Source organism: Variovorax sp. 05N34 (assembly GCF_056397405.1).
Map to the genome: position 1 here is coordinate 353,985 of NZ_JBFTNI010000007.1, position 23,641 is coordinate 377,625.

The 23,641-nt window shown below is 62.4% G+C and carries 32 protein-coding genes; 19 read left to right on the plus strand and 13 right to left on the minus strand.

Annotated features, from left to right (window positions below; translation table 11 throughout):
• Positions 1-89 precede the first annotated feature (89 nt).
• The 12 genes from AC1DMA_RS20725 to AC1DMA_RS20780 all read left to right on the plus strand — a co-directional run bounded on the left by AC1DMA_RS20725 (position 90) and on the right by AC1DMA_RS20780 (position 10,281).
• Positions 90-644 carry a ubiquinone biosynthesis accessory factor UbiJ gene (locus AC1DMA_RS20725; protein ID WP_478145360.1) on the plus strand — a complete coding sequence of 185 codons (555 nt, stop codon included), beginning with the start codon at positions 90-92 and terminating at the stop codon, positions 642-644.
• The gene (gene ubiB, locus AC1DMA_RS20730; protein WP_478125543.1) at positions 641-2,206 is read left to right on the plus strand and encodes a ubiquinone biosynthesis regulatory protein kinase UbiB; all 1,566 of its coding nucleotides are present in this window, start codon (positions 641-643) and stop codon (positions 2,204-2,206) included. The genes AC1DMA_RS20725 and ubiB overlap by 4 nt, the downstream gene beginning before the upstream one ends.
• A 15-nt stretch (positions 2,207-2,221) precedes the next feature.
• Complete coding sequence (locus tag AC1DMA_RS20735; RefSeq protein WP_478125544.1) at positions 2,222-3,670, plus strand: high affinity choline transporter 1; 1,449 nt, start codon at positions 2,222-2,224, stop codon at positions 3,668-3,670.
• Positions 3,671-3,753: 83 nt separating this feature from the next.
• Complete coding sequence (locus tag AC1DMA_RS20740) at positions 3,754-4,122, plus strand: FmdB family zinc ribbon protein (RefSeq protein ID WP_478145361.1); 369 nt, start codon at positions 3,754-3,756, stop codon at positions 4,120-4,122.
• 10 nt (positions 4,123-4,132) lie between these two features.
• Positions 4,133-4,753 (plus strand): DUF502 domain-containing protein, encoded by a 621-nt coding sequence (locus AC1DMA_RS20745; RefSeq protein WP_478125546.1) that lies wholly within the window; start codon positions 4,133-4,135, stop codon positions 4,751-4,753.
• Positions 4,754-4,781: 28 nt separating this feature from the next.
• A complete protein-coding gene (gene aspS, locus AC1DMA_RS20750) occupies positions 4,782-6,587 on the plus strand; it encodes an aspartate--tRNA ligase (protein WP_478125547.1) in 1,806 nt (601 codons plus the stop codon).
• Between the two features lie 26 nt (positions 6,588-6,613).
• Complete coding sequence (gene nudB / locus AC1DMA_RS20755) at positions 6,614-7,081, plus strand: dihydroneopterin triphosphate diphosphatase (RefSeq protein ID WP_478145362.1); 468 nt, start codon at positions 6,614-6,616, stop codon at positions 7,079-7,081.
• Positions 7,078-7,836, plus strand: a complete 759-nt coding sequence (locus tag AC1DMA_RS20760; protein WP_478145363.1) for an endonuclease/exonuclease/phosphatase family protein — start codon at positions 7,078-7,080, stop codon at positions 7,834-7,836. Before nudB ends, AC1DMA_RS20760 begins: the two co-directional genes overlap by 4 nt.
• A gap of 79 nt (positions 7,837-7,915) precedes the next feature.
• Complete coding sequence (folE, locus tag AC1DMA_RS20765; RefSeq protein WP_478145364.1) at positions 7,916-8,647, plus strand: GTP cyclohydrolase I; 732 nt, start codon at positions 7,916-7,918, stop codon at positions 8,645-8,647.
• Between the two features lie 5 nt (positions 8,648-8,652).
• Positions 8,653-9,075, plus strand: coding sequence for a BLUF domain-containing protein (locus AC1DMA_RS20770; RefSeq protein WP_478125551.1), 423 nt, complete (start codon positions 8,653-8,655; stop codon positions 9,073-9,075).
• 51 nt (positions 9,076-9,126) lie between these two features.
• On the plus strand, positions 9,127-9,954 hold the full coding sequence (locus tag AC1DMA_RS20775) for a DUF429 domain-containing protein (protein WP_478125552.1): 828 nt from the start codon (positions 9,127-9,129) through the stop codon (positions 9,952-9,954).
• A gap of 129 nt (positions 9,955-10,083) precedes the next feature.
• Positions 10,084-10,281 carry a CsbD family protein gene (locus AC1DMA_RS20780; protein ID WP_478125553.1) on the plus strand — a complete coding sequence of 66 codons (198 nt, stop codon included), beginning with the start codon at positions 10,084-10,086 and terminating at the stop codon, positions 10,279-10,281.
• Positions 10,282-10,370: 89 nt separating this feature from the next.
• On the opposite strand, the gene AC1DMA_RS20785 is transcribed toward AC1DMA_RS20780, so the two are convergent.
• From AC1DMA_RS20785 to AC1DMA_RS20810, 6 genes are all read right to left on the minus strand, one after another.
• Positions 10,371-10,919: a ferritin-like domain-containing protein gene (locus AC1DMA_RS20785; RefSeq protein ID WP_478125554.1), complete on the minus strand. Its 549-nt coding sequence runs from the start codon at positions 10,917-10,919 to the stop codon at positions 10,371-10,373.
• A complete protein-coding gene (locus AC1DMA_RS20790; RefSeq protein ID WP_478145365.1) occupies positions 10,916-11,383 on the minus strand; it encodes a hypothetical protein in 468 nt (155 codons plus the stop codon). Before AC1DMA_RS20790 ends, AC1DMA_RS20785 begins: the two co-directional genes overlap by 4 nt.
• Entirely contained in the window at positions 11,373-11,753 is a 381-nt protein-coding gene (locus tag AC1DMA_RS20795) for a hypothetical protein (RefSeq protein WP_478145366.1), read from the minus strand. The genes AC1DMA_RS20790 and AC1DMA_RS20795 overlap by 11 nt, the downstream gene beginning before the upstream one ends.
• Positions 11,754-11,806: 53 nt before the next feature.
• Positions 11,807-12,181 (minus strand): hypothetical protein, encoded by a 375-nt coding sequence (locus AC1DMA_RS20800; protein WP_478125557.1) that lies wholly within the window; start codon positions 12,179-12,181, stop codon positions 11,807-11,809.
• A gap of 53 nt (positions 12,182-12,234) precedes the next feature.
• Entirely contained in the window at positions 12,235-12,399 is a 165-nt protein-coding gene (locus AC1DMA_RS20805; protein ID WP_286602063.1) for a DUF1328 domain-containing protein, read from the minus strand.
• 138 nt (positions 12,400-12,537) lie between these two features.
• Positions 12,538-13,881 carry a CHASE3 domain-containing protein gene (locus tag AC1DMA_RS20810; protein WP_478125558.1) on the minus strand — a complete coding sequence of 448 codons (1,344 nt, stop codon included), beginning with the start codon at positions 13,879-13,881 and terminating at the stop codon, positions 12,538-12,540.
• A gap of 109 nt (positions 13,882-13,990) precedes the next feature.
• Between AC1DMA_RS20810 and AC1DMA_RS20815 the strand changes: the two genes are divergently transcribed.
• Complete coding sequence (locus tag AC1DMA_RS20815; RefSeq protein ID WP_028249172.1) at positions 13,991-14,623, plus strand: response regulator; 633 nt, start codon at positions 13,991-13,993, stop codon at positions 14,621-14,623.
• Between the two features lie 229 nt (positions 14,624-14,852).
• Here AC1DMA_RS20815 and AC1DMA_RS20820 read toward each other — a convergent pair whose 3' ends face one another.
• The 4 genes from AC1DMA_RS20820 to gpmA all read right to left on the minus strand — a co-directional run bounded on the left by AC1DMA_RS20820 (position 14,853) and on the right by gpmA (position 18,555).
• The gene (locus AC1DMA_RS20820; RefSeq protein WP_478125559.1) at positions 14,853-15,266 is read right to left on the minus strand and encodes a response regulator; all 414 of its coding nucleotides are present in this window, start codon (positions 15,264-15,266) and stop codon (positions 14,853-14,855) included.
• A gap of 190 nt (positions 15,267-15,456) precedes the next feature.
• Entirely contained in the window at positions 15,457-16,215 is a 759-nt protein-coding gene (locus AC1DMA_RS20825) for a HesA/MoeB/ThiF family protein (RefSeq protein ID WP_478125560.1), read from the minus strand.
• A gap of 53 nt (positions 16,216-16,268) precedes the next feature.
• Positions 16,269-17,711, minus strand: a complete 1,443-nt coding sequence (locus AC1DMA_RS20830; protein WP_478125561.1) for a S41 family peptidase — start codon at positions 17,709-17,711, stop codon at positions 16,269-16,271.
• A 100-nt stretch (positions 17,712-17,811) separates the two neighbouring features.
• Positions 17,812-18,555: a 2,3-diphosphoglycerate-dependent phosphoglycerate mutase gene (gene gpmA, locus AC1DMA_RS20835; RefSeq protein WP_478145367.1), complete on the minus strand. Its 744-nt coding sequence runs from the start codon at positions 18,553-18,555 to the stop codon at positions 17,812-17,814.
• 72 nt (positions 18,556-18,627) lie between these two features.
• On the opposite strand from gpmA, the gene AC1DMA_RS20840 reads away from it, so the two are divergent.
• The 4 genes from AC1DMA_RS20840 to AC1DMA_RS20855 all read left to right on the plus strand — a co-directional run bounded on the left by AC1DMA_RS20840 (position 18,628) and on the right by AC1DMA_RS20855 (position 20,906).
• A complete protein-coding gene (locus AC1DMA_RS20840) occupies positions 18,628-19,035 on the plus strand; it encodes a rhodanese-like domain-containing protein (protein ID WP_478125563.1) in 408 nt (135 codons plus the stop codon).
• 20 nt (positions 19,036-19,055) lie between these two features.
• Positions 19,056-19,316 carry a glutaredoxin 3 gene (gene grxC / locus AC1DMA_RS20845; protein ID WP_478125564.1) on the plus strand — a complete coding sequence of 87 codons (261 nt, stop codon included), beginning with the start codon at positions 19,056-19,058 and terminating at the stop codon, positions 19,314-19,316.
• A 99-nt stretch (positions 19,317-19,415) separates the two neighbouring features.
• A complete protein-coding gene (gene secB / locus AC1DMA_RS20850; RefSeq protein WP_478125565.1) occupies positions 19,416-19,880 on the plus strand; it encodes a protein-export chaperone SecB in 465 nt (154 codons plus the stop codon).
• 24 nt (positions 19,881-19,904) lie between these two features.
• The gene (locus AC1DMA_RS20855; protein WP_478145368.1) at positions 19,905-20,906 is read left to right on the plus strand and encodes an NAD(P)H-dependent glycerol-3-phosphate dehydrogenase; all 1,002 of its coding nucleotides are present in this window, start codon (positions 19,905-19,907) and stop codon (positions 20,904-20,906) included.
• A gap of 12 nt (positions 20,907-20,918) precedes the next feature.
• On the opposite strand, the gene AC1DMA_RS20860 is transcribed toward AC1DMA_RS20855, so the two are convergent.
• Both AC1DMA_RS20860 and AC1DMA_RS20865 read right to left on the minus strand, forming a co-directional pair.
• Positions 20,919-21,716 carry a segregation and condensation protein A gene (locus AC1DMA_RS20860; RefSeq protein ID WP_478145405.1) on the minus strand — a complete coding sequence of 266 codons (798 nt, stop codon included), beginning with the start codon at positions 21,714-21,716 and terminating at the stop codon, positions 20,919-20,921.
• A gap of 126 nt (positions 21,717-21,842) precedes the next feature.
• Complete coding sequence (locus AC1DMA_RS20865; RefSeq protein ID WP_478145369.1) at positions 21,843-22,049, minus strand: DUF3460 family protein; 207 nt, start codon at positions 22,047-22,049, stop codon at positions 21,843-21,845.
• 133 nt (positions 22,050-22,182) lie between these two features.
• Here AC1DMA_RS20865 and AC1DMA_RS20870 point away from each other — a divergent pair, with 133 nt between their 5' ends.
• Positions 22,183-22,851, plus strand: coding sequence for a hypothetical protein (locus AC1DMA_RS20870; RefSeq protein ID WP_478145370.1), 669 nt, complete (start codon positions 22,183-22,185; stop codon positions 22,849-22,851).
• Positions 22,852-22,904: 53 nt separating this feature from the next.
• Entirely contained in the window at positions 22,905-23,405 is a 501-nt protein-coding gene (locus AC1DMA_RS20875; protein ID WP_478145371.1) for an outer membrane protein assembly factor BamE, read from the plus strand.
• 21 nt (positions 23,406-23,426) lie between these two features.
• On the opposite strand, the gene AC1DMA_RS20880 is transcribed toward AC1DMA_RS20875, so the two are convergent.
• Entirely contained in the window at positions 23,427-23,615 is a 189-nt protein-coding gene (locus AC1DMA_RS20880; RefSeq protein WP_478125841.1) for a hypothetical protein, read from the minus strand.
• Positions 23,616-23,641 lie beyond the last annotated feature (26 nt).

Genomic DNA, 23,641 nt, shown 5'->3' on the forward strand with positions numbered 1-23,641 from the left:
GGCTTAGCCGGGCTGCTGGTGTTGCCCCCGGTAGGGGGTGGGCGGCTACATGAAGTGAGCAAGCCTGGGGGCGAGCCGATAATACCGACATGGTTACACCATCGTCCCCATTTTCATTTGTCGAGGATCTTTTCAATCGCGTGGGCGAGCGGTTGCAACCGCCCGCTTGGGCGGTCCATGAGATCCAGCACCGAACGGTGCTGTTCCTGAACCACGTCCTGCAGCAGGAGCCCGAAGCCCAGCAGCGGCTGACGCGTCAGCAGGGGCGCGTGGCGCTTTTCGAGTGGCGCTTCGTGACGATGAAGTTCGTTGTCACCCCGGCCGGTCTGCTCGACCTTGCGCCCGAAGAAGCCGCGCCCGAACTCACGCTGACCATGACGGAAGAGTCTCCTTTCGGCCTTGCCCAGGCTGCTTTCCGCGGTGAGAAGCCCGCCGTTCGCATCGAGGGCGACGTGCAGTTGGCCGCTGAGGTCAATTGGCTGGTTGATCATGTGCGCTGGGACGTGGAGGACGATCTTGCGCGCGTCATCGGCGACGTGCCGGCGCACACGATAGCGTCCAGCGCTCGTCGCGTGGTTGAAGGCTTGCGGCGCTTTGTCGGCGAACGCTCCGGCAAGGCCGGCGGCCCCGCAGGCGCCGAATGAGGCGTTTTTATCGCGGCATCTTTATCGTCTGGGTCGCACTTCGCTACGGCCTGGACGAACTTGTCCTGACGAGCTTCCAGAAGCCCTGGCTTCGCGTGGTAGCCCGGGTTATGTCGGTCGGCCGGAACCTCGAAGCGCCGCGCGGCCAGCGCCTGCGCGAGGCGTTGGAACGGCTGGGGCCGATCTTCGTCAAGTTCGGCCAGGTCCTTTCGACGCGGCGCGACCTGCTGCCTCCCGACATTGCGGACGAGCTTGCGTGGCTTCAGGATCGAGTACCGCCGTTTCCGTCGAAGGTGGCCATTGCAACGATCGAGCGCGCGTTCCGCCGACCTGTGGGCGACATCTTCGTGGAGTTCGACGAGACACCAGTGGCGAGCGCGTCCATTGCCCAGGTGCACTTCGCGACCGTTCGTGCCACCAACGGAGACGTGCGCGAAGCGGCCGTGAAGGTGCTGCGCCCCGGCATGCGCGACGTCATCGAAAAGGACCTCGCGCTGATGGCCATGATGGCCGGTTGGGTCGAGGGACTCTCCGCGGACGGAAAACGCCTGAAGCCTCGCGAGGTGGTCGCGGAGTTCGACAAGTACCTGCACGACGAGCTCGATCTTGTGCGCGAAGCGGCCAATGCGGCCCAACTGCGCCGCAACATGGAGAAGCTGAAACTGGTGCTGATCCCGGAGATGTTCTGGGATTTCTGCCATCCCGAAGTGATCGTGATGGAACGCATGAAGGGTGTTCCGATTGCGCAGCTCGACCGCTTGCGCGTCGCCGGAGTCGATATCCCCAAGCTGGCCCGCGACGGTGTGACGATCTTCTTCACACAGGTCTTTCGCGACGGCTTCTTCCACGCCGACATGCACCCGGGCAACATCCAGGTGAGCCTGGAGCCGGCGACCTTCGGGCGCTACATATCGCTCGACTTCGGCATCATCGGAACACTGACGGAGTCCGACAAGGAATACCTTGCACAGAACTTCGTTGCGTTTTTCCGCCGCGACTACAAGCGTGTCGCTGAACTCCATCTGGAAAGCGGCTGGGTTCCCGTGGGCACGCGCATCGACGAGCTCGAAGCGGCCATTCGCACGGTGTGCGAGCCTTACTTCGACCGGCCGCTCAAGGAAATCTCCCTTGGCATGGTGCTGATGCGCCTCTTTCAGACCTCGCGCCGCTTCCACGTCGAAATCCAGCCCCAGCTCGTTCTGCTGCAAAAAACGCTGCTCAACATCGAAGGCTTGGGCCGGCAGCTCGACCCCGAACTCGATCTCTGGAACACAGCCAAGCCATTCCTCGAGAAATGGATGAGCGAGCAGATCGGCCCTCGCAAGCTCTTCGAGCAGTTGCGCGCCGAGGCCCCGCGGTACGCTAAATTACTGCCCCAGTTGCCTCGGTTGATGCACGATTTCCTGGAAAATCGCCCCCCAGACCACCGCCGCGAACTGCTGGAACTGCTGGCCGCCCAGAAGCGCACCAATCGGTTGCTGCAGGCCATCATCTATGGCGGCATAGGTTTTGTATTGGGTTTGATCGCGATGCAGGTGCTGGTGCGCGTGCGTCTTTTCTGACGGGAGAAATGTGCCGTGCTGTTGACCTTGGTCATCGTCTATCTGTTGATCACGATCGCGATCGGGCTCTATGCAGCCAAGCGCGTCAAGAACACCACTGACTTCGCGATTGCAGGGCGGCATCTGCCGCTCTACATGATCGTGACCACGACCTTTGCGACCTGGTTCGGCTCGGAGACCGTGCTTGGCATCCCTGCGAAGTTCATCGAGGGTGGATTGAACGGCGTAATCGAAGACCCGTTCGGAGCCGGTACTTGCCTCATCCTTGTCGGGCTCTTCTTCGCCGGCAAGCTCTACCGCATGACGCTGCTCACCATCAGCGACTACTACCGCGAACGCTATGGCCGCGTCGTCGAGGTTGCCTGTTCGCTGATCATCATGCTGAGCTACCTGGGGTGGGTGTCCGCGCAGGTCACGGCGTTGGGGCTGGTGTTCAACGTGCTGTCCGCCGGCGCGATCCCCGTTGCGCTCGGCATGGTGATCGGTGTGGTTTCGATCCTGGCCTATACGCTCTTCGGCGGCATGTGGTCGGTCGCGGTGACAGACTTCATCCAGATGATCATCCTGGTCCTGGGGCTTGCGGTGATCGCGATGTTCGCGGGCCACATGGCCGGGGGCGCAGACAAGGTGGTCGAGTTTGCAGTCAGCAAGGACCTCTTCAAGTTCTGGCCCGAACCGAATCTGAAGGACATGATCTTCTTCTTTGCCGCGGCCGTCACCATGATGCTGGGCTCGATCCCGCAGCAGGACGTGTTCCAGCGCGTCATGTCGGCCAACAGCGTCAAGTCCGCAACACGCGGGCCTGTGATCGGCGGCGTGGCGTACATCCTTTTTGCATTTGTCCCGATGTTCCTCGTGGCAAGCGCTCTCCTCATCATGCCGGAGGAGACCGCCACGCTTTTGAAGCAAGACCCACAGAAGGTGCTGCCGACGCTTGTGCTCGAGAAGATGCCTTTCGTGATGCAGGTGCTGTTCTTCGGCGCCTTGCTCTCGGCCATCAAGTCCACTGCTTCGGCGACGCTGCTCGCGCCGAGCGTGACGTTCACCGAAAACATCTGGCGTCAGTTCCGGCCCGCGGGCAGCGATCGATCCAACCTCATGACGATGCGGATCACCGTGCTGATATTCAGCGCGGCCGTGTTGCTCTATGCAATCCGCATGCAGGGAACGCCCATCTATGAACTGGTCTCCGGCGCCTACCAGGTGCCGCTGGTCGGGGCCTTCGTTCCGCTGGTGTGCGGCCTCTACTGGCAGCGCGCGACCACTCAAGGGGCCGTGGCTTCAGTAGTGCTGGGGATTGGCGTCTGGCTGGTGTTCCTGGCCATGCCATGGGGCCAGGAATTCCCGGCCCAGTTGGCGGGCCTGCTTGCTTCTTTCGGCGGCATGGTCGTGGGCTCGCTGGCGCCGCAGTGGGTGTCCAATAGCCGGACGCCCCACCGCCCGCTTGCCACCGGACCCGCCTGATACGCGCGCGGTCCGGGGGGAGGGCGGCCCCTATAATCGTGGGCTTTGCGAGCGGCCGCCGGTCGCTCTTTTCGTCTCTATCCATGCCTATCTACGCCTACAAGTGCAGCGCCTGCGGCTTTGCCAAGGACGTGCTGCAGAAAATGTCCGATGCGCCTCTCTCGGAGTGTCCGGCTTGCGGTGCGAGCGCGTTCAGCAAGCAACTGACTGCCGCTGGCTTCCAGCTCAAGGGCTCGGGCTGGTATGTGACCGACTTCCGCGACGGCGGCAAGAAGGCGGGGGGCGACAAAGGCTCCGACAAGAGCAGCGACAAGAGTGCCGAAAAGGGCACTGACGCCGGTTCACCCGCCGATACCAGCGCCAAGCCGGCCGATGCGCCGGCAGCGGCCACCGCTCCTTCGCCTGTTGCGGCGCCAGCGCCTGCGGCTTCACCCGCGCCCAAAGCAGACTGACCGCCACGCCATGCTCGCGCTGCGCAAATGGTTGCTGTCCGGCTTGCTGGTCATCGTTCCGCTGGCCATCACGCTCGGCGTGCTGAACTGGATCATCGGCACGCTCGACCAGACGCTGTGGCTGCTGCCTGAAGATTGGCAAAAGTATCTCAACGACCACAAGGTCCGCGGCCTGGGCGTTCTGCTCACGCTCGGCATCCTCTTGTCCGTTGGCGCGATCGCGAGCAATTTCGTCGGCAAGCGGCTGCTCGGCTGGGGCGATGCGGTGGTCCGCCGAATCCCTGTGGTGCGGTCGATCTATTCCAGCGTCAAGCAGGTTTCGGACACGTTGTTTTCTGAAAACGGCAATGCGTTTCGCACCGCCGTCCTCATCCAATGGCCACGTCCGGACGTGTGGACGATCGCGTTCGTCACAGGCACTCCCGGACAGGAAGTCGTCGGCCATCTCGGCGGCGGTGACTACCTGGGCGTGTACGTGCCAACGACGCCCAACCCGACGGGCGGCTATTTCGTGATGCTCAAGCGCAGCGACTGCATCGAACTCAGGATGAGCGTGGACGACGCGCTCAAGTACATCGTGTCGATGGGGGTTGTCGTTCCTGGCGGCCCCGCGGCGATTGCGATCAAATAAAACGCGCCACCGGCGCCGGGAATCATCTATGGCCATGCGTACAACCTATTGCGGTCTCGTGACCGAAGCCCTGCTGGGCCAAACCGTCACCCTTTGCGGCTGGGTCAATCGCCGACGTGACCATGGTGGCGTAATCTTCATCGATTTGCGCGACCGTGAAGGGTATGTTCAAGTGGTCTGCGACCCGGACCGCGCCGCCACCTTCGCGGCCGCCGAAGGTTCGCGCAACGAGTTCTGCCTTCAGATCACCGGCTTGGTGCGCGCTCGCCCTGCGGGCACCACCAACGACAATCTCAAGAGCGGCAAGATCGAGGTGCTGTGCCAAGACCTGAAGGTGCTGAATCCTTCCGTGACGCCGCCGTTCCTGCTGGACGATGACAACCTTTCCGAGACGACGCGCCTTACGCACCGGGTGCTGGATTTGCGTCGCCCGGTGATGCAGCGCAACATGATGCTGCGTTACAAAGTGACCATGGAGGCGCGCAAGTTCCTCGACGCCAATGGCTTCATCGACATCGAAACGCCCATGCTGGGCAAGTCCACGCCGGAAGGCGCGCGCGACTACCTCGTTCCAAGCCGGGTGCATGACGGCAGCTTCTTCGCCTTGCCGCAATCGCCCCAACTCTTCAAGCAATTGCTGATGGTTGCGGGCTACGACCGCTACTACCAGATCGTCAAGTGCTTCCGCGACGAAGATCTTCGCGCCGATCGCCAGCCCGAATTCACGCAGATCGACATCGAGACCTCGTTCATGGCCGAGGAAGAAATCCGCGAGATGTTCGAGGGCATGATCCGCAAGGTGTTCCGTGCCGCGGCCGAGGTCGAACTCCCACCATTCCCGGTCATGAGCTATGGCGACGCCATGTTCAAGTACGGCTCCGACAAGCCCGACCTTCGCGTCAAGCTCGAGTTCACCGAACTCACCGACGTGATGCGCAATGTCGACTTCAAAGTCTTTTCGCAGGCGGCCAGCATGGTCGGCGGACGGGTGGTGGCGCTGCGCGTTCCGGGCGGCGGCGGCGAGGGCGGTCTTTCGCGCGGCGACATCGACGCGTATACCGAGTTCGTCAAGATCTACGGTGCCAAGGGCTTGGCCTACATCAAGGTCAACGATGCAGGGCAAGGCCGCGAGGGCCTGCAGAGCCCGATCGTAAAAAACCTCGACGACGCTTCCTTGACGGAGATCGTTGCCCGCACGGGTGCTCGCAGCGGCGATATCCTTTTCTTCGGTGCCGACAAGGCCAAGGTCGTCAACGACTCCATCGGCGCATTGCGGGTCAAGATCGGCCACAGCGCTTTCGGCAAGAAAAACGGTCTCTTCGATGATCGCTGGGCGCCGCTCTGGGTGGTCGACTTTCCGATGTTCGAGTTCGACGAGGAAGGCCAGCGCTGGTCGGCCGTGCATCATCCGTTCACGGCACCGAAGGACGGTCATGAGGACCTCATGGACACCGCGCCCGAGAAGTGCATTGCCAAGGCCTACGACATGGTGCTCAACGGTATCGAGATGGGCGGTGGTTCGGTGCGTATCCATCGCGAGGAAGTGCAGAGCAAGGTGTTCCGTGCGCTCAAGATCAGCGCCGAAGACGCACAGAACAAGTTCGGATTCCTGCTGGATGCGCTCCAGTACGGTGCGCCTCCTCATGGCGGGATCGCGATCGGGCTGGACCGCCTCGTCATGCTGTTGAGCGGCGCCGAGTCGATCCGCGATGTCATCGCGTTCCCCAAGACCCAACGCGCGCAGGACTTGCTCACGCAGGCGCCGAGCCCGGTGGACGAAAAGCAGCTTCGCGAGTTGCACATCAGGCTGCGCAACACCCAGCCTGCGGCCTGAGGGGGCCGACGACGGAGGGGCGCGGTATGAGCGAGCCTCCCTGGAAAATTCCGGAGTCGGTGCTGGTCGTGATCCATACGCCGGCACTCGATGTCCTCTTGATCCGCCGTGCCGACGCCAATGACTTCTGGCAGTCGGTCACGGGCAGCAAGGACTCCCAGGACGAAGCTCTGGCGCTCACGGCCGCGCGCGAGGTCGAGGAAGAAACCGGTATCGCATGCGGCCCCGGCACCGATCTGGCCGACCGGCTGATCGACTGGAATCTGCAGAACATCTACGAGATCTACCCGCGTTGGCGCTCGCGCTATGCGCCCGAGATCACGCACAACACCGAGCATCTTTTTGGCTTGTGCGTGCCTGATCGCATGACGCCGAAGCTCGACCCTCGCGAACATACCGCTTGGCGCTGGCTGCCATACCGGGAGGCGGCGGACGCCTGTTTTTCACCGTCGAACGCCGAAGCGATACTGCTCCTGCCACAATTTGTGCGATGAATTCGCCGGTCAACCAGCTCCGAGTGGCTACCTACAACATCCACAAGGGTGTTCAGGGGATCGGCCCCGCCAGCCGCCTCGAGATCCACAACCTCGGTCACGCGATCGAGCAGCTCGATGCGGACATCGTGTGCCTCCAGGAGGTCCGCAAAATGAACCGCCAGGCAGCCATGCGGTTCAGGCATTGGCCGGAGCTGCCGCAGGCCGACTTTCTGGCGCCCGAGGGCTATACCGCCATTTACGAGACCAATGCCGTGACACGGCACGGCGAGCACGGCAATGCGTTGCTCACGCGCTGGCCCGTGCTTCGCAAGACACACCAGGACATCTCGGACCACCGTTTCGAGCAGCGCGGATTGCTGCATGTAGCCATCGAGGTCGACGGGCAGCCCGTCCATGCCATCGTCGTCCATCTGGGGCTCATCAAGGGAAGCCGCGTTCGCCAAGTTGCGCGCCTGCGCGAATTCATCGAGCGCGAGATTCCGGCCAAAGAGCCGCTGGTGGTCGCAGGCGATTTCAACGACTGGGGCGCGCGCATGCGCTACGCGATGAACGCGATGGGCATGCGCGATTCGAATGATCTGCGCGGCCCGCGCCCGCTGACCTACCCGTCGCGCCTGCCCGTGACCCAACTCGACTTCATCTATGGAAGGCAGCTCGAACTCCTCGCCTGCAGCGTGCCGCGTGGGCCGATCTGGGCTCGGATGTCCGATCACCTGCCTCTGGTGACGGATTTTTTGCTATCAAAACAGTAGCTGCCGAGGCAGGCGGCAAGGGGCGTGTGGGCACAGTAGGGCTAATGGCGCCAAGTCCATTCGCTGGTAGGATGCTCGGATGCTAAGGACCATCGACGCCGCACGGCGCCCCGACGAAGGGGCTGAAGACGAAGGCACACCCGTGTCCGTCAAGATCCGGGAGCGCCTTCAGGCCGCCCGGAGACGATTCAACGCCAACGACAACATCGCCGAGTTCATCCAGCCGGGCGAACTCGAGGGTCTGCTCGACGAGGTCGAAATCAAGATGAAGGGCGTGCTCGAAAGCCTCGTGATCGACCTCGAGAACGATCACAACACCGGCAATACGGCCCGCCGCGTCGCAAAGATGTACGTCAACGAGGTGTTCAGGGGCCGTTACGTGGCGCCTCCATCACTGACTGAATTCCCGAACGCGGAGCATCTCAACGAACTGATGATCGTCGGCCCCATTACCGTTCGCAGCGCGTGTTCGCACCATTTCTGCCCGATCATCGGCAAGCTGTGGATCGGCGTCATGCCCAACGAGAAGACCAATGTGATCGGTTTGTCGAAGTACGCGCGGCTCGCCGAGTGGGTGATGGGGCGCCCGCAGATCCAGGAAGAKGCCGTGGTTCAACTCGCCGACCTGATCCAGGAAAAGACGCAACCTGATGGTCTCGCGCTCGTGATGGAGGCAGAGCACTTCTGCATGCAATGGCGTGGCGTCAAGGAAATGGACAGCAAGATGATCAATTCCGTGATGCGCGGCGTGTTTCTCAAAGACCCGAACCTCCGCCGCGAATTTCTGTCCCTTATTCCACGCAAGCGCTGAACGCCATGCTCGTACGCCTTCTCTATGCAAGCCGCGCTGTGGACACGAGCCAGAGCGCCATCGACGAAATCCTCGCGCAATCCCGTTTGCACAACCCCGCTTGCGGTGTGACCGGCATCCTTTGCTATGGGGGCGGCGTTTTCCTGCAGGCGATCGAAGGCGGGCGCACGGCCATCAGCGAGTTGTATGGTCACATCCAGCGAGATGCTCGCCACAAGGACGTGGTGCTGCTCCACTATGAAGAGATTTCGGAGCGTCGTTTCGGCGGATGGACCATGGGACAGGTCAATCTGTCGAAGCTCAACGCCTCGACCTTGCTCAAGTACTCCGAAACGGCCGAACTCAATCCTTATCTGGTGTCCGGCAACGTGTCGTTGGCGCTGCTGGAAGAGTTAATGGCGACTGCCGCCATCGTCGGGCGGCACTGAGTCTTCCATCAGTGCGGATCCCTGCGGACTTTGCGGCGGACTGAGCCGTCCATGCTGCTGCTCGGGTGCGATTTTTCAAGCTCGCCGAACGCGCGCAAGCCGATCGTCGTTGCGCTGGGTCTGGTGCAAGACAAATGCGTCCAACTCACCGGCTTCGAATGCTTTGCATCGCTGACCGCCTGGGGCCAATGGCTGGCCGAAACCCCCGAATGGATCGGCGCATTCGATTTTCCGTTCGGCTTGCCGCGCGAGTTGGTTGTTCATCTGGGATGGCCCTTGGAATGGCCGCGGCTCATCGACCACTACGCTGCGCTCCGGCGGTCCGAAATCCGGGAGACTTTCGCGTCCTTTTGCGCGTCGCGACCCGTGGGCGGGAAGTTTGCGCACCGCGCGACCGATGTCCCGGCAGGTTCGAGCTCGTCAATGAAGTGGGTCAATCCGCCGGTCGCCTTCATGTTGCATGCGGGCGTGCCCTGCTTGATCCGGGCGGGCGCCGATTTCCCGGCGGTGCATAGGTCGCAAGGCGACAGCGGAAGGCGCATCGCTTTGGAGGGCTACCCGGGGCTGCTGGCGCGGGAGTTGATCGGCCGGCGCAGCTACAAGAGCGACGATTCAGCATCCCAGACGCCCGAACGCCGTCTGGCCCGCGGCGAACTCGTGGCGGCGGTGCAGGAAGGTTCAACGCGCCTCGGACTGAAGCTGGCAGTGCCCGCACCGCTGCACCAACGACTGCTGGAAGATACCAAGGGCGACTTCATCGATGCAGCGCTTTGTCTGGTGCAAGCGGCTTGGGGTGCATCGCGCAAAACGAGCGCAGGGCCCGGATATGGCCTCCCCGAGACGCTCGATCCGCTGGAGGGCTGGATCGTGACGGCCTGATTTTCTGGCCTGATTTCCCCATGTCCTACAGGAGTTCGCGCTCACAGGCCACGCACCTCGCATCGCTGCTGACTAGATTGATCGAGATGGTTCAGTTGGACCATTCAACCATCCATCAAGGAGTTCTGTATGAACAAGGATCAAGTGGCAGGCCGTGTCGAGGAAGCCAAGGGCAAGCTCAAGGAAGGTGCCGGCAAGGTCGTCGGAAGTGAAAAGATGCAGACTGAAGGCGCTGTCGACCAGGCCGCAGGCAAGGTGCAGAAGACCTATGGCGATACCAAGGAACAAGTGAAGGACGCTGTGCGTCAAGATCCGGACAAGATCTGAGTCGATCCGGACGCCCTGTCGACCATCGAAAGACCATCAAAAACCCGGCAGCTGCCGGGTTTTTTGATGGTCGGAAGAAAGCCCCATGTTCAGCGGTCGAGCCAATCCCTCAGCTCATCGGCGTGCTCTTCCTCGTCCGAGAGGATTTCTTCGAGCATGCGGCGGGTCGTTGGGTCCTTGTCGCCGATGAGCACGATCATCTGGCGATAGGTCTCCACGGCGATTCGCTCGGCAACGAGGTTGGCGCGCACCATCGCCTGCAGGTCCAGCGCTTCATCGTATTGGGCATGGCTGCGCTCGAGCAATGAACGGGGGTTGAAGTCCGGCTCTCCGCCAAGTTGCACGATGCGCTCGGCGATCCTGTCTGCGTGCGCCGACTCTTCGTTGGCGTGAACGAGGAACTCGTCCGCGATCGGCGGCGATGCTTCACCCGTGGCAGTGAAATAGTGGCGCTTGTAACGCAGCACACAGACCAACTCCGTCGCCAGAGCGTCGTTCAAGAGCTTGACGATATCGTCGCGCCATGGCCCGTAGCTGGGCGTGACGGCGCCATCATCGAGGCTCTGGGAGGCCGCCGCGTCGATGGCCGATTGGTCGAGCACCAGGCGATTCGGGCGTTCTTCGACAGCAGTGTTCATGGTGCATCCTTTCGTGGGTTCGTGGTTTTCTTCATGAGCGTAGTGACCAGGTCGGCCACGTCCGATGTCTTGAGGACGGCCGCCAGCACGGCGGTGATGGAGAGCAGCCGCCAAGGCTTGACGAGCACCACCAGTGCCCCCGTGGCGGCTGCTGCAGCGACCAGCTTTGCCGGCTCTTCGCGGGCATAGCGTTCGAGCAAGGGCAATGCGAGCTGACCGGCCGCGTTCGCCGGGTGCCTGCGCCACCATCGCCGAACCACGTTGCCAGCCACTGCCGCCCAGCTGAAAGGCTGGCTCCTGCTTTCATCATCGCTGTGACTGAGCTGCGGCACGGCGCCCACATCCATTTCGTCCGGGTACGGCTGTTCGCCCTGCAGTTGCGCCATCAGCGCGCGACGCGATAGCGCCAGGCGTTGCTGGGGCGTGAGTTGGTCCCGCTCAGTGCCCATAGCGCTAGTACTCATGGCGCTCTCCTGCCAGATGGAGCGCATGCAGGTCGGCATCGACTTGCGCCCGCAGATCCGAAAACGCATGGAATTCGCGGGGTCGCGCGGCGACGACCGCCAGCACGATGGCAATCAGCACCGCAACGCCGGGCACGACGGCGAGCACCCAGTGAAAGCTGCCGTGCAAGAACCCCAGCATGACGGCGATGCCGATCAGGCCCAGGGCCAGCATGGCGCTCACAGCGGCCAGCACGCCCGCAACCGTTCGGGTGATCAGGTCTCGGCTCGCTTCCTCGGTCTCTTGCCGAAGCAGGGCGCCGTAGTTTGCAAGGTGATCAGCGATCAACTCCGGATGCCCTAGCACCGTGGAATAAATGGGATGAAGCATGGCGCCAGGCGGGTTGAAGGGCTCGCTGAGAGCCGATGAAGAAACGGCTCAGGTCAGTAGTCGTCCCGGCGGCGGCTTGCCAACACGATCAACGCCGTGATTGCGGCGCCTGCTGCGGCAGCCACGAGTACGGAGCGAACGGGTTGGTCTGCGATGTATTTGCCGGTGACGTCAGCGGCTTCTTCGAGTCGCCGCTGCGCGCGAGCGCTCGTGGTCGAAGCTGCGTCGAGCCCACGCTGGACTGCCTGCTGCACGCGCGCGGCAAGTTGTTCGACCGCTGGCTCCGCGTCGCGCCGCAGGTCACGAACCTTCTCCCCGGCGGCGTTCACGGCGTTTTGTGCATAGGCGCGCGTCGAGTCGACGGCGTCGCTCGCAGTCTGGCGAGCATCCTCTGCCAGTTGACCGGGTGACTTCACGTTCGTGTTCATGAAAATATTCCTTCCAGAAGAGTTATTGCGAGAGCCCGCTCATCGTAACGACGCTACCCGCGTCGTATCAAGCCTGCGATGAAACTTGCGAGGGCGAGGATCAGGAAGATCACGAAGAGAATCTTCGCGATACCCACGGCGCTTGCCGCGATGCCGCCGAACCCGAAGAGGGCGGCAATCAATGCAATGACGAGGAACACGACTGCGTAATGCAACATGCTGAACTCCTTCCGAGAACGGTCTCGTTGATGTGGATTCAACGTTAAGTGGCCGCTGACCTCACCCCTGTCAGCAGCCACGGCTGAGGGGCGTAGGAGAGGGTCGAATGAAAAAGCGCGCTGCAATGGCGCGCCTGGCTAACGGGCCGGAGCCGACGGAAGCACCGCGCTCAGGCGCGTTCCCTCGCCCGGTTTGGAGGTGACGGTGAGCTTGCCCTTGGCAGCTTCCACCCTGTGCCGCATGCCTTGAAGGCCATGACTCGTCGGGCCGTTGCGCTGCGGATCGAAGCCCTTGCCGTTATCGGTGACCTCGACCACGACATGATTGCCGTAGTTCTTCATCACGATGCTGGCCTCGCTCGCCTGCGCGTACTTGCCGATATTGGTGAGGCTTTCCTGCACCATCCGATACACCGTGAGCTCGTTCGCTTCGTCCAGGGTGGCGGGTTCGAGCACCATCTCGATCTCCATGTTCGAGCGTTCCGCGAACTCCCGTCCGAGAATCTCGAGCGATGCGACCAGACCGAGGTTGGCCAGCGATGAAGGCCTCAGGTCTTCAATGATCCGGCGCTTGAGCGCGATGCCGCTGTTGAGCAGGTCGTTCAGATGCTGTAGGCGCTGTGTGGCATCGGGAGAATCGGCAAGCCTGGATTTCAGGCGGGCGACATCGAGCTTGGCAGCCGTCAGCAGCGAACCCAGCTCGTCGTGCAGTTCGCGCGCCAGATAGCCGCGCTCGGTCTCGCGCACCTGCTGCAAATGGGTGGCGAGCTCCGCGAGGGTCGCGGTGCGCTCGCGGACCTCTCCCTCCAATGCGTTGCGTTCGCGTTCGAGCGCCAATTGCTGGAGCTCGCCGACAGAGCGCAGCGCATGCGTCTGCCTCAGGTACAGATAAAAGGCGATGAGCCCTGCGAGCGCGACGATGCCAATGCCGATGCGTGCGAATCGCAAGGAGCTTGCGATCTGGAGCTGCCCGCGCGCAAGCTCGTCGCTGCTGACCGCAACGAGCTGGCGGACCTGGTTGCGGATGGCGTCCATTTCCTCGCGGCCTACATCGGTGGTGATCACGAATTTCCATGCATCTTCGTTGCCGCTTTCCCGCAGGCGGACGCTCATGTCCATTTCAGCGAGCTTTCGCGAAACGTGCTTGGCGAGCTGGCCCAGCTGTGCGAGTTGAACCGGCCGCCGGGCATAAAGGCTCTGCAGCGTGGCCAGGTGGCCGTCAACTTGCTTGACTGCCTGGTCGTAAGGCTCGCGATAGCGCGCCTCGCCGGTCAACAAATAGCCCCGCTGGCCCGTTTCTGCATCGAGGATGTTCTGTAGCATCAGGTTGAGCACCATGCGCGCGCGCTGCGCATCGCCCACTTCGACGAGCGCCCGGTGGGATTGGCGATAGCTCGCCTCGTTGATGCTGACCAGCGCAAGCGCCGCCAGCGTGGCGAGCGTCAGGCTCAGGGCCATCTTCGGGAAAGCTAACCAGCGCATGAGGTCTCCGACAGATGCCTACGTCCCAAATTCGGGAATAATTGAAGTCGACAAGGGGTCGACAGGTTGCGGCGCAGAAAAGGCCGTCATACAACGGCGAAGGTAACAGATGATCAAGATCGGAATTGTGGACGACCATGCCATCGTGCGGTCCGGCTTGCGGCAGTTCTTTTCCGAGCACGTCGACCTGCGTGTGGTGGGGGAAGCAGCCAGTGGCCGCGAGGCTATCGAACTCGTGCGCACGACAGAGTTGGACGTGCTCGTGATGGACCTGTCGATGCCAGGTCAAAGCGGCATCGATGCGCTGGCGATGATTCGCGCCAAGGCGCCCGACGTGGGCATCCTCATCCTGAGCGGGTACCCCGAAGAACACTATGCGATGAATCTCATCCGTCAGGGTGCGAGCGGTTATCTCAACAAGGAGTGCGATCCGATCGAGATCGTGAACGCGATTCGCACCATTTCGCTGGGCCGCCGTTACATCACGCCGGCCGTGGCCGAATTGCTGGCGCGCCAACTCGATCGCAAGGACGACGCTGCGCCTCATGAGCAACTCTCGGAGCGCGAATTCCAGGTGTTCCTGAAGCTTGCCAAGGGCGAGACAGCGGGCGACATCGCCAAGACGCTGTCGTTGTCGGTCAAGACAGTGAGTACGTACCGAACCCGTTTGATGGAGAAGATGAACCTGTCTTCGAACAGCGATCTCACGTATTACGCTTTGAAGAACAAGCTCATTGATTGAGCTCGCCCCCAGGCTGCGCGCACTTCGTGTCGCTTCGCCTACCCCCTACCGGGGGCAACACCCGCGGCCCGGCTAAGCCGGTTCCGCGGTGTTCCTGTTGCTCGCCCCCCAGGCTTCGCGCACTTCGTGTCGCTTCGCCTACCCCCTGCCGGGGGCAACACCGGCGGCCCGGCTAAGCCGGTTCCGCGGTGTTTCTGGCGCTCGCCCTCGCACTCGGAGGGACTTCCGTTTAGTTGGGGCTGATCTTTGTGGATTGACGGGGGCGGGAGGCGGCTTGTTCTACGCAGAAATCGATGAGGGCGTCGATTTCGTTGGACTTGTCGAAGACTGCATCTACTCCGAACTGGGCGCAGCGTTTTCGGATATCAGGAGTTGCGTAGTTGCTGAGCACTACGACTCGTTGGTGCGGGCGGCGGGACATGCATGTCTGCAGGACTCCCAGACCGCTTCCCTGCTTGAGAAAAAGATCGACGATCGCCAGTTCCCATGCGTCGGGGTTCTGACTCAGCCATTGACTCGCGTCAGCCTCGGTTTCCGCGAAGCCGATGGCCGAAATGCACGTGAGTTCCTCCAGAGTGCCGACAAGATTCTCTCGGATGGTGACGTTGTCTTCGACGATATAGGTTTTCAATCTTGGGTCCATGAGAACCACTTGCTCCCTTGGCGAGCCATGCGACGCAATGCTTGCCCCCAAGGAAAGCCGTCCGCCAAATGTTATCTTTTTTGTTGGCGGCGATGATGCAGGGTTACGCGGCCTGCATGTGTAGGCCTGTTCTTACGCGGCGGCGGCCGTCTTGACGCCAAGCCAGTTCGGCGGTTGGGCAGCTAGGGAGTCAAGTGCTCGCCCGGTGACCGCATACCGTGCAGCCCGGATCGCGTACAACGCGAAGCGTGTCAAAGCTCGACCGGCGGCCATCGAACATCAGCAGGCTGCCGGCAAGCGAAGGACCGATACCGGCAAGCAGTTTCAGCGCCTCACTGGCTTGCAAGGTGCCGATGGTGCCCACGACCGGCGCAAAGACACCCAGCACGGCGCAACGCGTTTCCTCGAATTCGGCGTCTGGCGGAAACAGGCATGCATAGCATGGAGAGGCCGGGTCGCGCGTGTCATAAACGCTGAGCTGCCCATCGAAGCGGATGGCCGCGCCAGCGACCAGGGGCCTTCCGTGCGTCACGCAGGCGCGATTGACCGCGTGGCGAGTGCTGAAGTTGTCGCTGCAATCGATCACGACATCGGCCGTCGGAACCCATTGCGCCAGGAGTTCGTCGTCTGCGCGCAGCTTGTGTGTGTCGATAGAGATGTCGGGATTGATGGCGCGCATCGCTTCAGCGGCTGAATCGACCTTGGGCACGCCGACCCGCGCGGTGGTATGGGCGACCTGGCGCTGCAGATTCGTCAGGTCGAGGTCGTCATCGTCGACCAGCGTGATACGACCGACTCCCGCCGCCGCCAAATAGAGAAGGGCCGGAGAGCCGAGCCCCCCGGCCCCAATGACCAGCGCGTGCGACGCACTGACGCGCGCTTGGCCGTCAATGCCGAATTCTTCAAGCAGGATGTGGCGCGAATAGCGCAGGAGGTCGTGGTCTTCCATGCGCTTCTCGGATCGCCGCGGCAAAGGCTCCTTGGCGGAGCCCGCCGTGGGGATCAGTTTTCCTTCTTCTCTTCCTTGTTTTCGACGATCACCTGGGTTTTGCTCGCGACCACAGGCTGACCCTTGAGGCGATTGAACGCCTGGATCAACGGGAAGTCCTTGTCCGAGCCGAACTCAGGCACCTTGCGATCCTGCGGCGGCTTCTTGGCCTCTTCCTCGAGACGCTTGCGAGCCTCGTCCCGAGCCTTCTCGCGCTCGGGGTCCTTGGCCTCGGGTCCCTGGCCGCTCGCCAGATGCTTCTCGAGGTCGGCCTCACGCATGCGCAACGCGGCGTAGGGGCTGCCTTCCGCGCTTTCGTCGATGAGCACGTTCGGCACGATGCCTTTCGCCTGGATAGAGGTGCCGCTCGGCGTGTAATAGCGAGCCGTCGTGATCTTCAGGCCGGTGTCCGGACCGAGCGGCCGCACGGTTTGCACCGATCCTTTGCCGAAAGTCTGGCTGCCCATGACTGTCGCACGCTTGTGGTCCTGCAAAGCACCCGCAACGATTTCGCTGGCGGACGCCGAGCCTTCGTTGACGAGCACCACGAGCGGCACGGTCTTCAGTCCTGCCGGAAGTCCGCGCAGTGGGTCGCTGCCTGCACGACGCTGGTAGAACTCGGGCGCCGCCTTGTAAACGGCCTTGCTTTCAGCCAGCTGGCCATCGGTGGAGACAACGGTGACGTTCTCAGGCAGAAAGGCGCTGGAAATGGCGACTGCGGCATCGAGGAGCCCACCTGGATCGTTGCGCAAGTCGAGCACCATGCCCTTGAGATTGGGCTCCTGCTTGTAGATTTCCTCGATCTTCTTGACGAAATCGTCGACCGTGCGCTCCTGGAACTGCGACAAGCGGATCCACGCGTAGCCGGGCTCCATCACCTTGCCTCGCACCGATTGCGTGCGGATTTCTTCGCGCGTAATCGTCACGGGGAAGGTGCGGTTCTCGTCCTTTCGGAAGATCGTGAGCAGAACCTTGGTGTTGGCCTCGCCACGCATGCGCTTGACGGCATCGTTGAGCGACAGCCCGCGCACGGCGGTGTCGTCGATCTTGGTGATCAGGTCATTCGGCTTGAGGCCGGCCCGGAAAGCCGGTGAACCCTCGATCGGAGAGACGACCTTGATCAGGCCGTCTTCCTGTGAAATCTCGATACCGACACCGACGAATCGGCCCGTGGTGCCTTCGCGAAATTCCTTGAAAGACTTCTTGTCGAAGTATTGGGAGTGCGGATCGAGCCCCGCCACCATCCCTGAAATCGCATCCGAAATGAGCTTCTTTTCGTCGACCGGCTCGACGTAATCGCTCTTGACCATTCCGAAGACAGCAGCGAGCTGCTGCAGTTCTTCCAGTGGCAGGGGAGCCAGGGAGCCGCGTGCAACGGTTTGCAACGAGACCGTGGTCAGCGCGCCGGCAAAGGCGCCCGCGGCAACCCAGCCGGTGATTTTCAATTTCTGGCCCATGTGTAAGAGTCCTTGTCGCCTGTCAAACCAATATACACAGCTTGGAAGCTGGTTGTGTGCCGGGGTTCCGTGAATCCCTTCAATCTATTTTCGGACTTTGTCAGCCCTTGCCTTGCGCGGCCACAGCTGCAACGGCTTTCTCGGCCGCCTCGGGATCGCCGAGATAGTAGTGGCGCATCGGCTTGAGTTCGTCGTTCAGCTCGTACACAAGTGGAATCCCGTTCGGAATGTTGAGCCCGACGATCGCGTCGTCGGAGATCCCGTCGAGGTATTTGACCAACGCCCGGATGGAATTGCCGTGCGCCGCAACGACAAGCCGCCGTCCGGCGCGAATTGCAGGCGCCATGGATTCGTTCCAGAAGGGGAGCACTCGAGCGACGGTGTCTTTCAGGCATTCGGTCAGTGGGATTTGCTCGGGGGCCAGTTTTGCATAGCGCACGTCGCTGCGTTCGCTGCGTGGATCGTTCGGGTCGAGCGGCGGCGGGGGGGTGCTGTAGCTCCGGCGCCAGACCAGGACCTGTTCGTCACCATACTTCTTGGCCGTTTCCGCCTTGTTCAGGCCTTGCAGTCCGCCGTAGTGGCGTTCGTTGAGGCGCCACGAATGCACCACCGGCAGCCAGGTCCGGTCCAGCTCATCCAACGTGTGCCAGAGCGTGCGCGTGGCGCGCTTGAGAACGCTGGTGTAGGCCACGTCGAAGTCATAGCCTTCCGCCTTGAGCAGCCGACCGGCCAGCTTGGCCTGTTCGATGCCGGTGGGCGTGAGGTCGACGTCGGTCCAGCCGGTGAAGCGGTTTTCGAGATTCCAGGTCGATTCGCCGTGGCGGATCAGTACCAGTTTGTGCATGGGGGAGGCCTTTGGGAACACGTGCGGAAACCCGACATTCTAAAATCCGGGGTTTGCCACTCAAGGAACATCGTGAAATTCATCGTCGACAACTGGATGTTGATCCTGATTGCGCTCAGCTCGGGCGGCATGCTCGCCTGGCCGATGGTGCGCGGCGCCAATGCCGGCTCGCTGACGGCACAGGGCGCAGTCCAGCTTATCAACCGCGAGCGTGCAGTGGTGGTCGACGTTCGCGAGCCGGAGGAGTTCGCGGCTGGCCATGTCACTGGCGCAAAGAACGTGCCTCTGGGCCAGCTGGAGCAAAAGCTTCAGTCAGCGGTCAAGAACAAATCATTGCCGTTGTTGCTCGTGTGCGCAACGGGCGCCCGCGCTCAGCGCGCAGTGGCAACCGCCAAGAAGCTGGGTTATGAGCAGGCCCAAGCAGTGGCGGGCGGACTCAAGTCCTGGAAAGACGCTAATCTGCCGCTTGAAAAGGCCTGATTACTCCAGAGATATTTCCGATGCAAGCCGTAAAGATGTACACCACCGCCGTATGCCCCTACTGCATCCGAGCGAAGCAAATCCTCAAATCCAAGGGCGTGGAGCAGATCGAAGAGATCCGCATCGACAGCGATCCACAAGCGCGCGCCACGATGCTGGACATCACGCAGCGCCGCACCGTGCCGCAGATTTTCATCGGCGACACCCACGTCGGCGGGTGCGATGATCTCATCGCGCTCGATGGCCGCGGCGGTCTGATCCCCCTGCTTCAGGGCGCCTGAATTCGCATCGCGCGCGGGCGATAATCCCCGGCTACATCCAGAAGCCCGCTCCGGGAGATTCCCGAGGCGGGCGTTGTTTTGACCCTAGAAAGTTCAGCCATGGCCGACCAGCAAGCCCAAGACCCCGTTTTTCAGATCCAGCGCGTCTACCTGAAAGACGTGTCGCTCGAACAACCCAACTCGCCGGCCATCCTGCTCGAACAGCAGCAACCCACCGTCGACATCCAGCTCGGGATCGACGCGCAGCCCGTGGCTGACGGCATTTTCGAGATCGTCGTGTCGGCAACCGTGCAGACCAAGATCGGCGAGAAGACGGTGTTCCTGGTCGAGGCCAAGCAGGCCGGCATCTTCGAGATCCGCAATCTGCCTGAAGACCAGATGGGCCCGATCCTCGGCATTGCCTGCCCGCAAATCGTCTACCCCTATCTGCGCGGCAACGTCGCAGACATCATCCAGCGCGGCGGCTTCCCGCCCGTGCACCTCGCCGAAGTCAACTTCCAGGCGATGTTCGAACAGCAGCAAGCCCAGGCAGCCGCCCAGGGCGCGCCCACTCTCGCGCAGTAATCCGGGCAGCGCCCGTCGCCGCCGATGAAAATCTGCGTGCTCGGAGCCGGTGCCTGGGGTACGGCGCTGGCGGTCAATGCATCCGGTCGGCATGCGGTCACTCTGTGGGGCCGTGATGACGCACAGGTGCAGTCCATGGTGGCAACGCGTGAAAACGCGCGATACCTGCCGGGCATTGCGCTTTCTCCATCCCTCGCGATCCATGCGGGGGATCCGCTCGCAGCGGTCAAGGGATCGGACCTTGTCATCGTCGCTACCCCCATGGCTGCGTTGCGCGAGCAGCTTCACATGTTGCGCGCACTCGCCTCTCCGGTCGCATGGCTGTCCAAAGGCGTCGAACCCGCCGTGGCGGATTCCGGCGAGGAAGGCCTTCTCGCCCACGAAATACAGGCCAGAGTCGCGCCTGGACTGGTTGCGGGCGTCCTGAGCGGTCCGAGCTTTGCAATGGAAGTGGCGGAAGGCAGGCCCACCGCCCTGGTCGCCGCCAGCACGCATGCGCAACTGCGCGATGCGCTGGTCGATGCTTTTCACGGCCCTTCATTGCGTGTCTACGCGAATGACGACATCGTCGGCGTCGAAGTCGGAGGCGCCGTCAAGAACGTGCTGGCCATCGCGACCGGCCTTGCTGATGGTCTCGCTCTTGGCCTGAACGCGCGCGCCGCGCTCATCACGCGGGGACTTGCGGAAATGACGCGCTTCGGCATCGCGCTGGGCGCGCGGCTCGATACATTCATGGGTCTCTCAGGTCTTGGCGATCTTGTCCTCACGGCGACCGGCGACCTCTCGCGCAATCGCAAGGTCGGCCTGTTGCTTGCACAGGGGCGGTCATTGGAAGAGGCCGTCGATTCGCTTGGGCATGTGGCCGAGGGCGTCTATTGCGCTCGCACGGTCGTGCAACGTGCGCGGCATCTGGGCTTGGAGATGCCCATTTCAGACAGCGTCGTCGCGGTGCTCGACGGGCTCGTCCGGCCGGCCGAAGCGGTTGCTGAACTCATGGGTCGCGAGCCCGGCGTCGAATCCGCCTGAGCTCACGAGCGATCAGGTCGGAGAGTAGGCGAGCCGCACGTAAATAGGCGCAAAGGCTTCGGCCTGGGTGATCTCGATGAGCATTTCCTTGGCCAACTCGAGCATCGCGATGAAGGTCACGACCAGCACCGAAGTGCCACGCGTGACGTCAAACAAGGTTTCGAATTCGACGAACTTGCGCCCTTGCAGATGGCGCAGCACGATGCTCATGTGCTCGCGAACGCTCAGTTCTTCGCGCGAAATCTTGTGGTGCTGCACCAGCTTTGCGCGCTTGAGGATGTCGGCCCAGGCTTCGCGGAGGTCGACGACGTTCACGTCGGGAAATCGTGGTTTGAGCGATTGCTCGATGTAGACCTGCGCTTTCCAGAAGTCGCGCCCGGCTTGCGGCATTGCGCTGAGCGAGGCCGCCTGGAGCTTGGTCTGTTCGTATTCGAGCAGGCGGCGAACCAGTTCGGCGCGTGGGTCCTCGGCTTCTTCGCCGTCCGCGCTCTTCTTGGGCGGCAGCAGCATGCGTGACTTGATCTCGATCAGCATCGCTGCCATGAGCAGGTATTCGGCAGCGAGTTCGAGATTGGTCTGGCGGATTTCGTCGACGTAGCTGAGGTACTGACGCGTCAGCCCCGCCATGGGGATGTCGAGAATGTTGAAGTTCTGCTTGCGAATGAGATAGAGCAGCAGATCGAGCGGGCCTTCGAAGGCTTCGAGGAAGACCTGCAGGGCCTCGGGCGGGATGTAGAGGTCGTTCGGGAGGGCAAACAGCGGTTCGCCGTAAAGCCGGGCGAGCGCTACCTGGTCGACCACCTCCGGCATCGATGCCACGGTGGCGGCACCGTCGTCGGCAATGATTTCGTCCTGCCCCGAGCCGACAGTGCTGTCCGCTTCGGAGCCATCACCTTGCCGGCGGGCGCCGGAGCCCGGAATGGCCCGAATGGTCACTTACTTGACTTGCGTCTGATAGACGTAGGGCTGTTGCGGAACGTTGGCTTCGCTGTATTGCTCGAGCAGGCCGCGGTCGAGGTGCTTGTCCCAGAGAAGGGCGCGGCCGGCGCGCTGTTCGGCCTCCAGCGTCGGCTTCTTTTCCTTCATCTGGTCGATGAAGTTGGTGATTTCGGACGTGTAGTGGGGGCGGGCGAAGATGGACATGGCAATAAGGACCTTTGGGCGCGGATTTTACTGGCTGGGGCCGGACATGCTTTGGAAACCGGGTGGATTCCGCATTGAACGCGCAAGCCGCGTGCGCTAGCGTGGCGGCTCCATCCACCCAAGGAGACTGCCGATGAAGCGCCGTTACTCGATGATCCTCGCCACGACTGCCGCCGCCGCACTGCTGGTGGCCTGCAGCACGAGCGGGCCCGCAACGCCGCAGAGCAAGATGAGCTTCTTCGTCACCAGCGTGAACCCGGGAAAGGGTGGTGATTTCGGCGGACTCGCGGGCGCCGACCGCTACTGCCAGAGCCTCGCCGCTGGCGTCGGTGCAGGGGGCCGCACGTGGCGGGCTTATCTGAGCACGATCGCAACGCCCGGCAGTCCCGCCGTGAATGCGCGCGACCGCATCGGCAACGGCCCGTGGGTCAACGCGAAGGGAGAGACAGTTGCCAACAACCTCGACGAGTTGCACAGCGTGAACAAAATCAGCAAGCAGACGGCTCTGACAGAAAAGGGCCAGATGATCAGCGGCCGCGGCGACGCCGTGAACCTGCACGACATGCTGACTGGCTCGTCGCCCGACGGTCGCGCCATCAACGATGCCAAAGACACGACATGCGGCAACTGGACCAAGAGCGGTGACGGCTCGGCCATCGTCGGCCACCACGACCGCATGGGCCTCAACGAGAGCCCTCCAATGAAGTCCTGGAACTCGTCGCATCCCACTCAGGGTTGCAGCCTCGAGGCGTTGCAGAAGACCGGCGGGGGCGGTCTGCTTTATTGCTTCGCGGCGAACTGAGCACGGGGCCGGCGGATAGACTGGCCGCTTCGATCTGAAGTCCCGAGGAGGGTATGGAGCAACAAGTCATCCGCCCCGCATTGGCCGTGCTGCTGCTGGGTGCCGCGCTGTGGCTGATCGGCTGTGATTCGAAGCGCATCAGCGAGCTGGAGGAGGGCGTGTCCAGCGAAGCCGACGTGCGCGCTCGTTTCGGCCAGCCCGAGAACATCTGGGACACGCCCCAGGGGAAAGTGTTCGAATACAACCGCCAGCCGCAGGGACAGAAGAACTACATGATCACCATCGGGCCCGATGGCAAGATGAGCGCCTTGCGCCAGGTGCTCACGCCGGAAAACTTCTCCAAGGTGCGGCCCGGCATGCCGATGGAAGACCTGCGCAAATTGCTGGGCAAGCCTGCCAAGCGCACGCCCTATCCGCTCAAGAATCAGACCGAATGGGAATGGCGCTGGGTTCAGCTCCCGAATTCGCCCATGGTGTTCACTGCCACGCTCAATGACGACCAGCGAGTGGTGAGCGCGGGCTCATCGCCCGACCGCACGACCGAGGCGAACTAGGCTCGCAGAGCCCTTGTTCCTTTATTTGGAGTCGTCGGGCAACACCGCATCGGCTGCGGCGCCGACCGCTTTGCCCGCGATGTGGGCCGTCCCGATCGCAGCATCGGCCGCGAGTCCCACGGCGCCGGCGCCGACGCTCACGGCGGTGCTGGTGACGCTGACTGCGGCACCTGCGACCGCGCAGCCTTGGAGTACGAGCGCGCAGGCCATCGCAGCGGCCAGTAGCGAAATTCGAG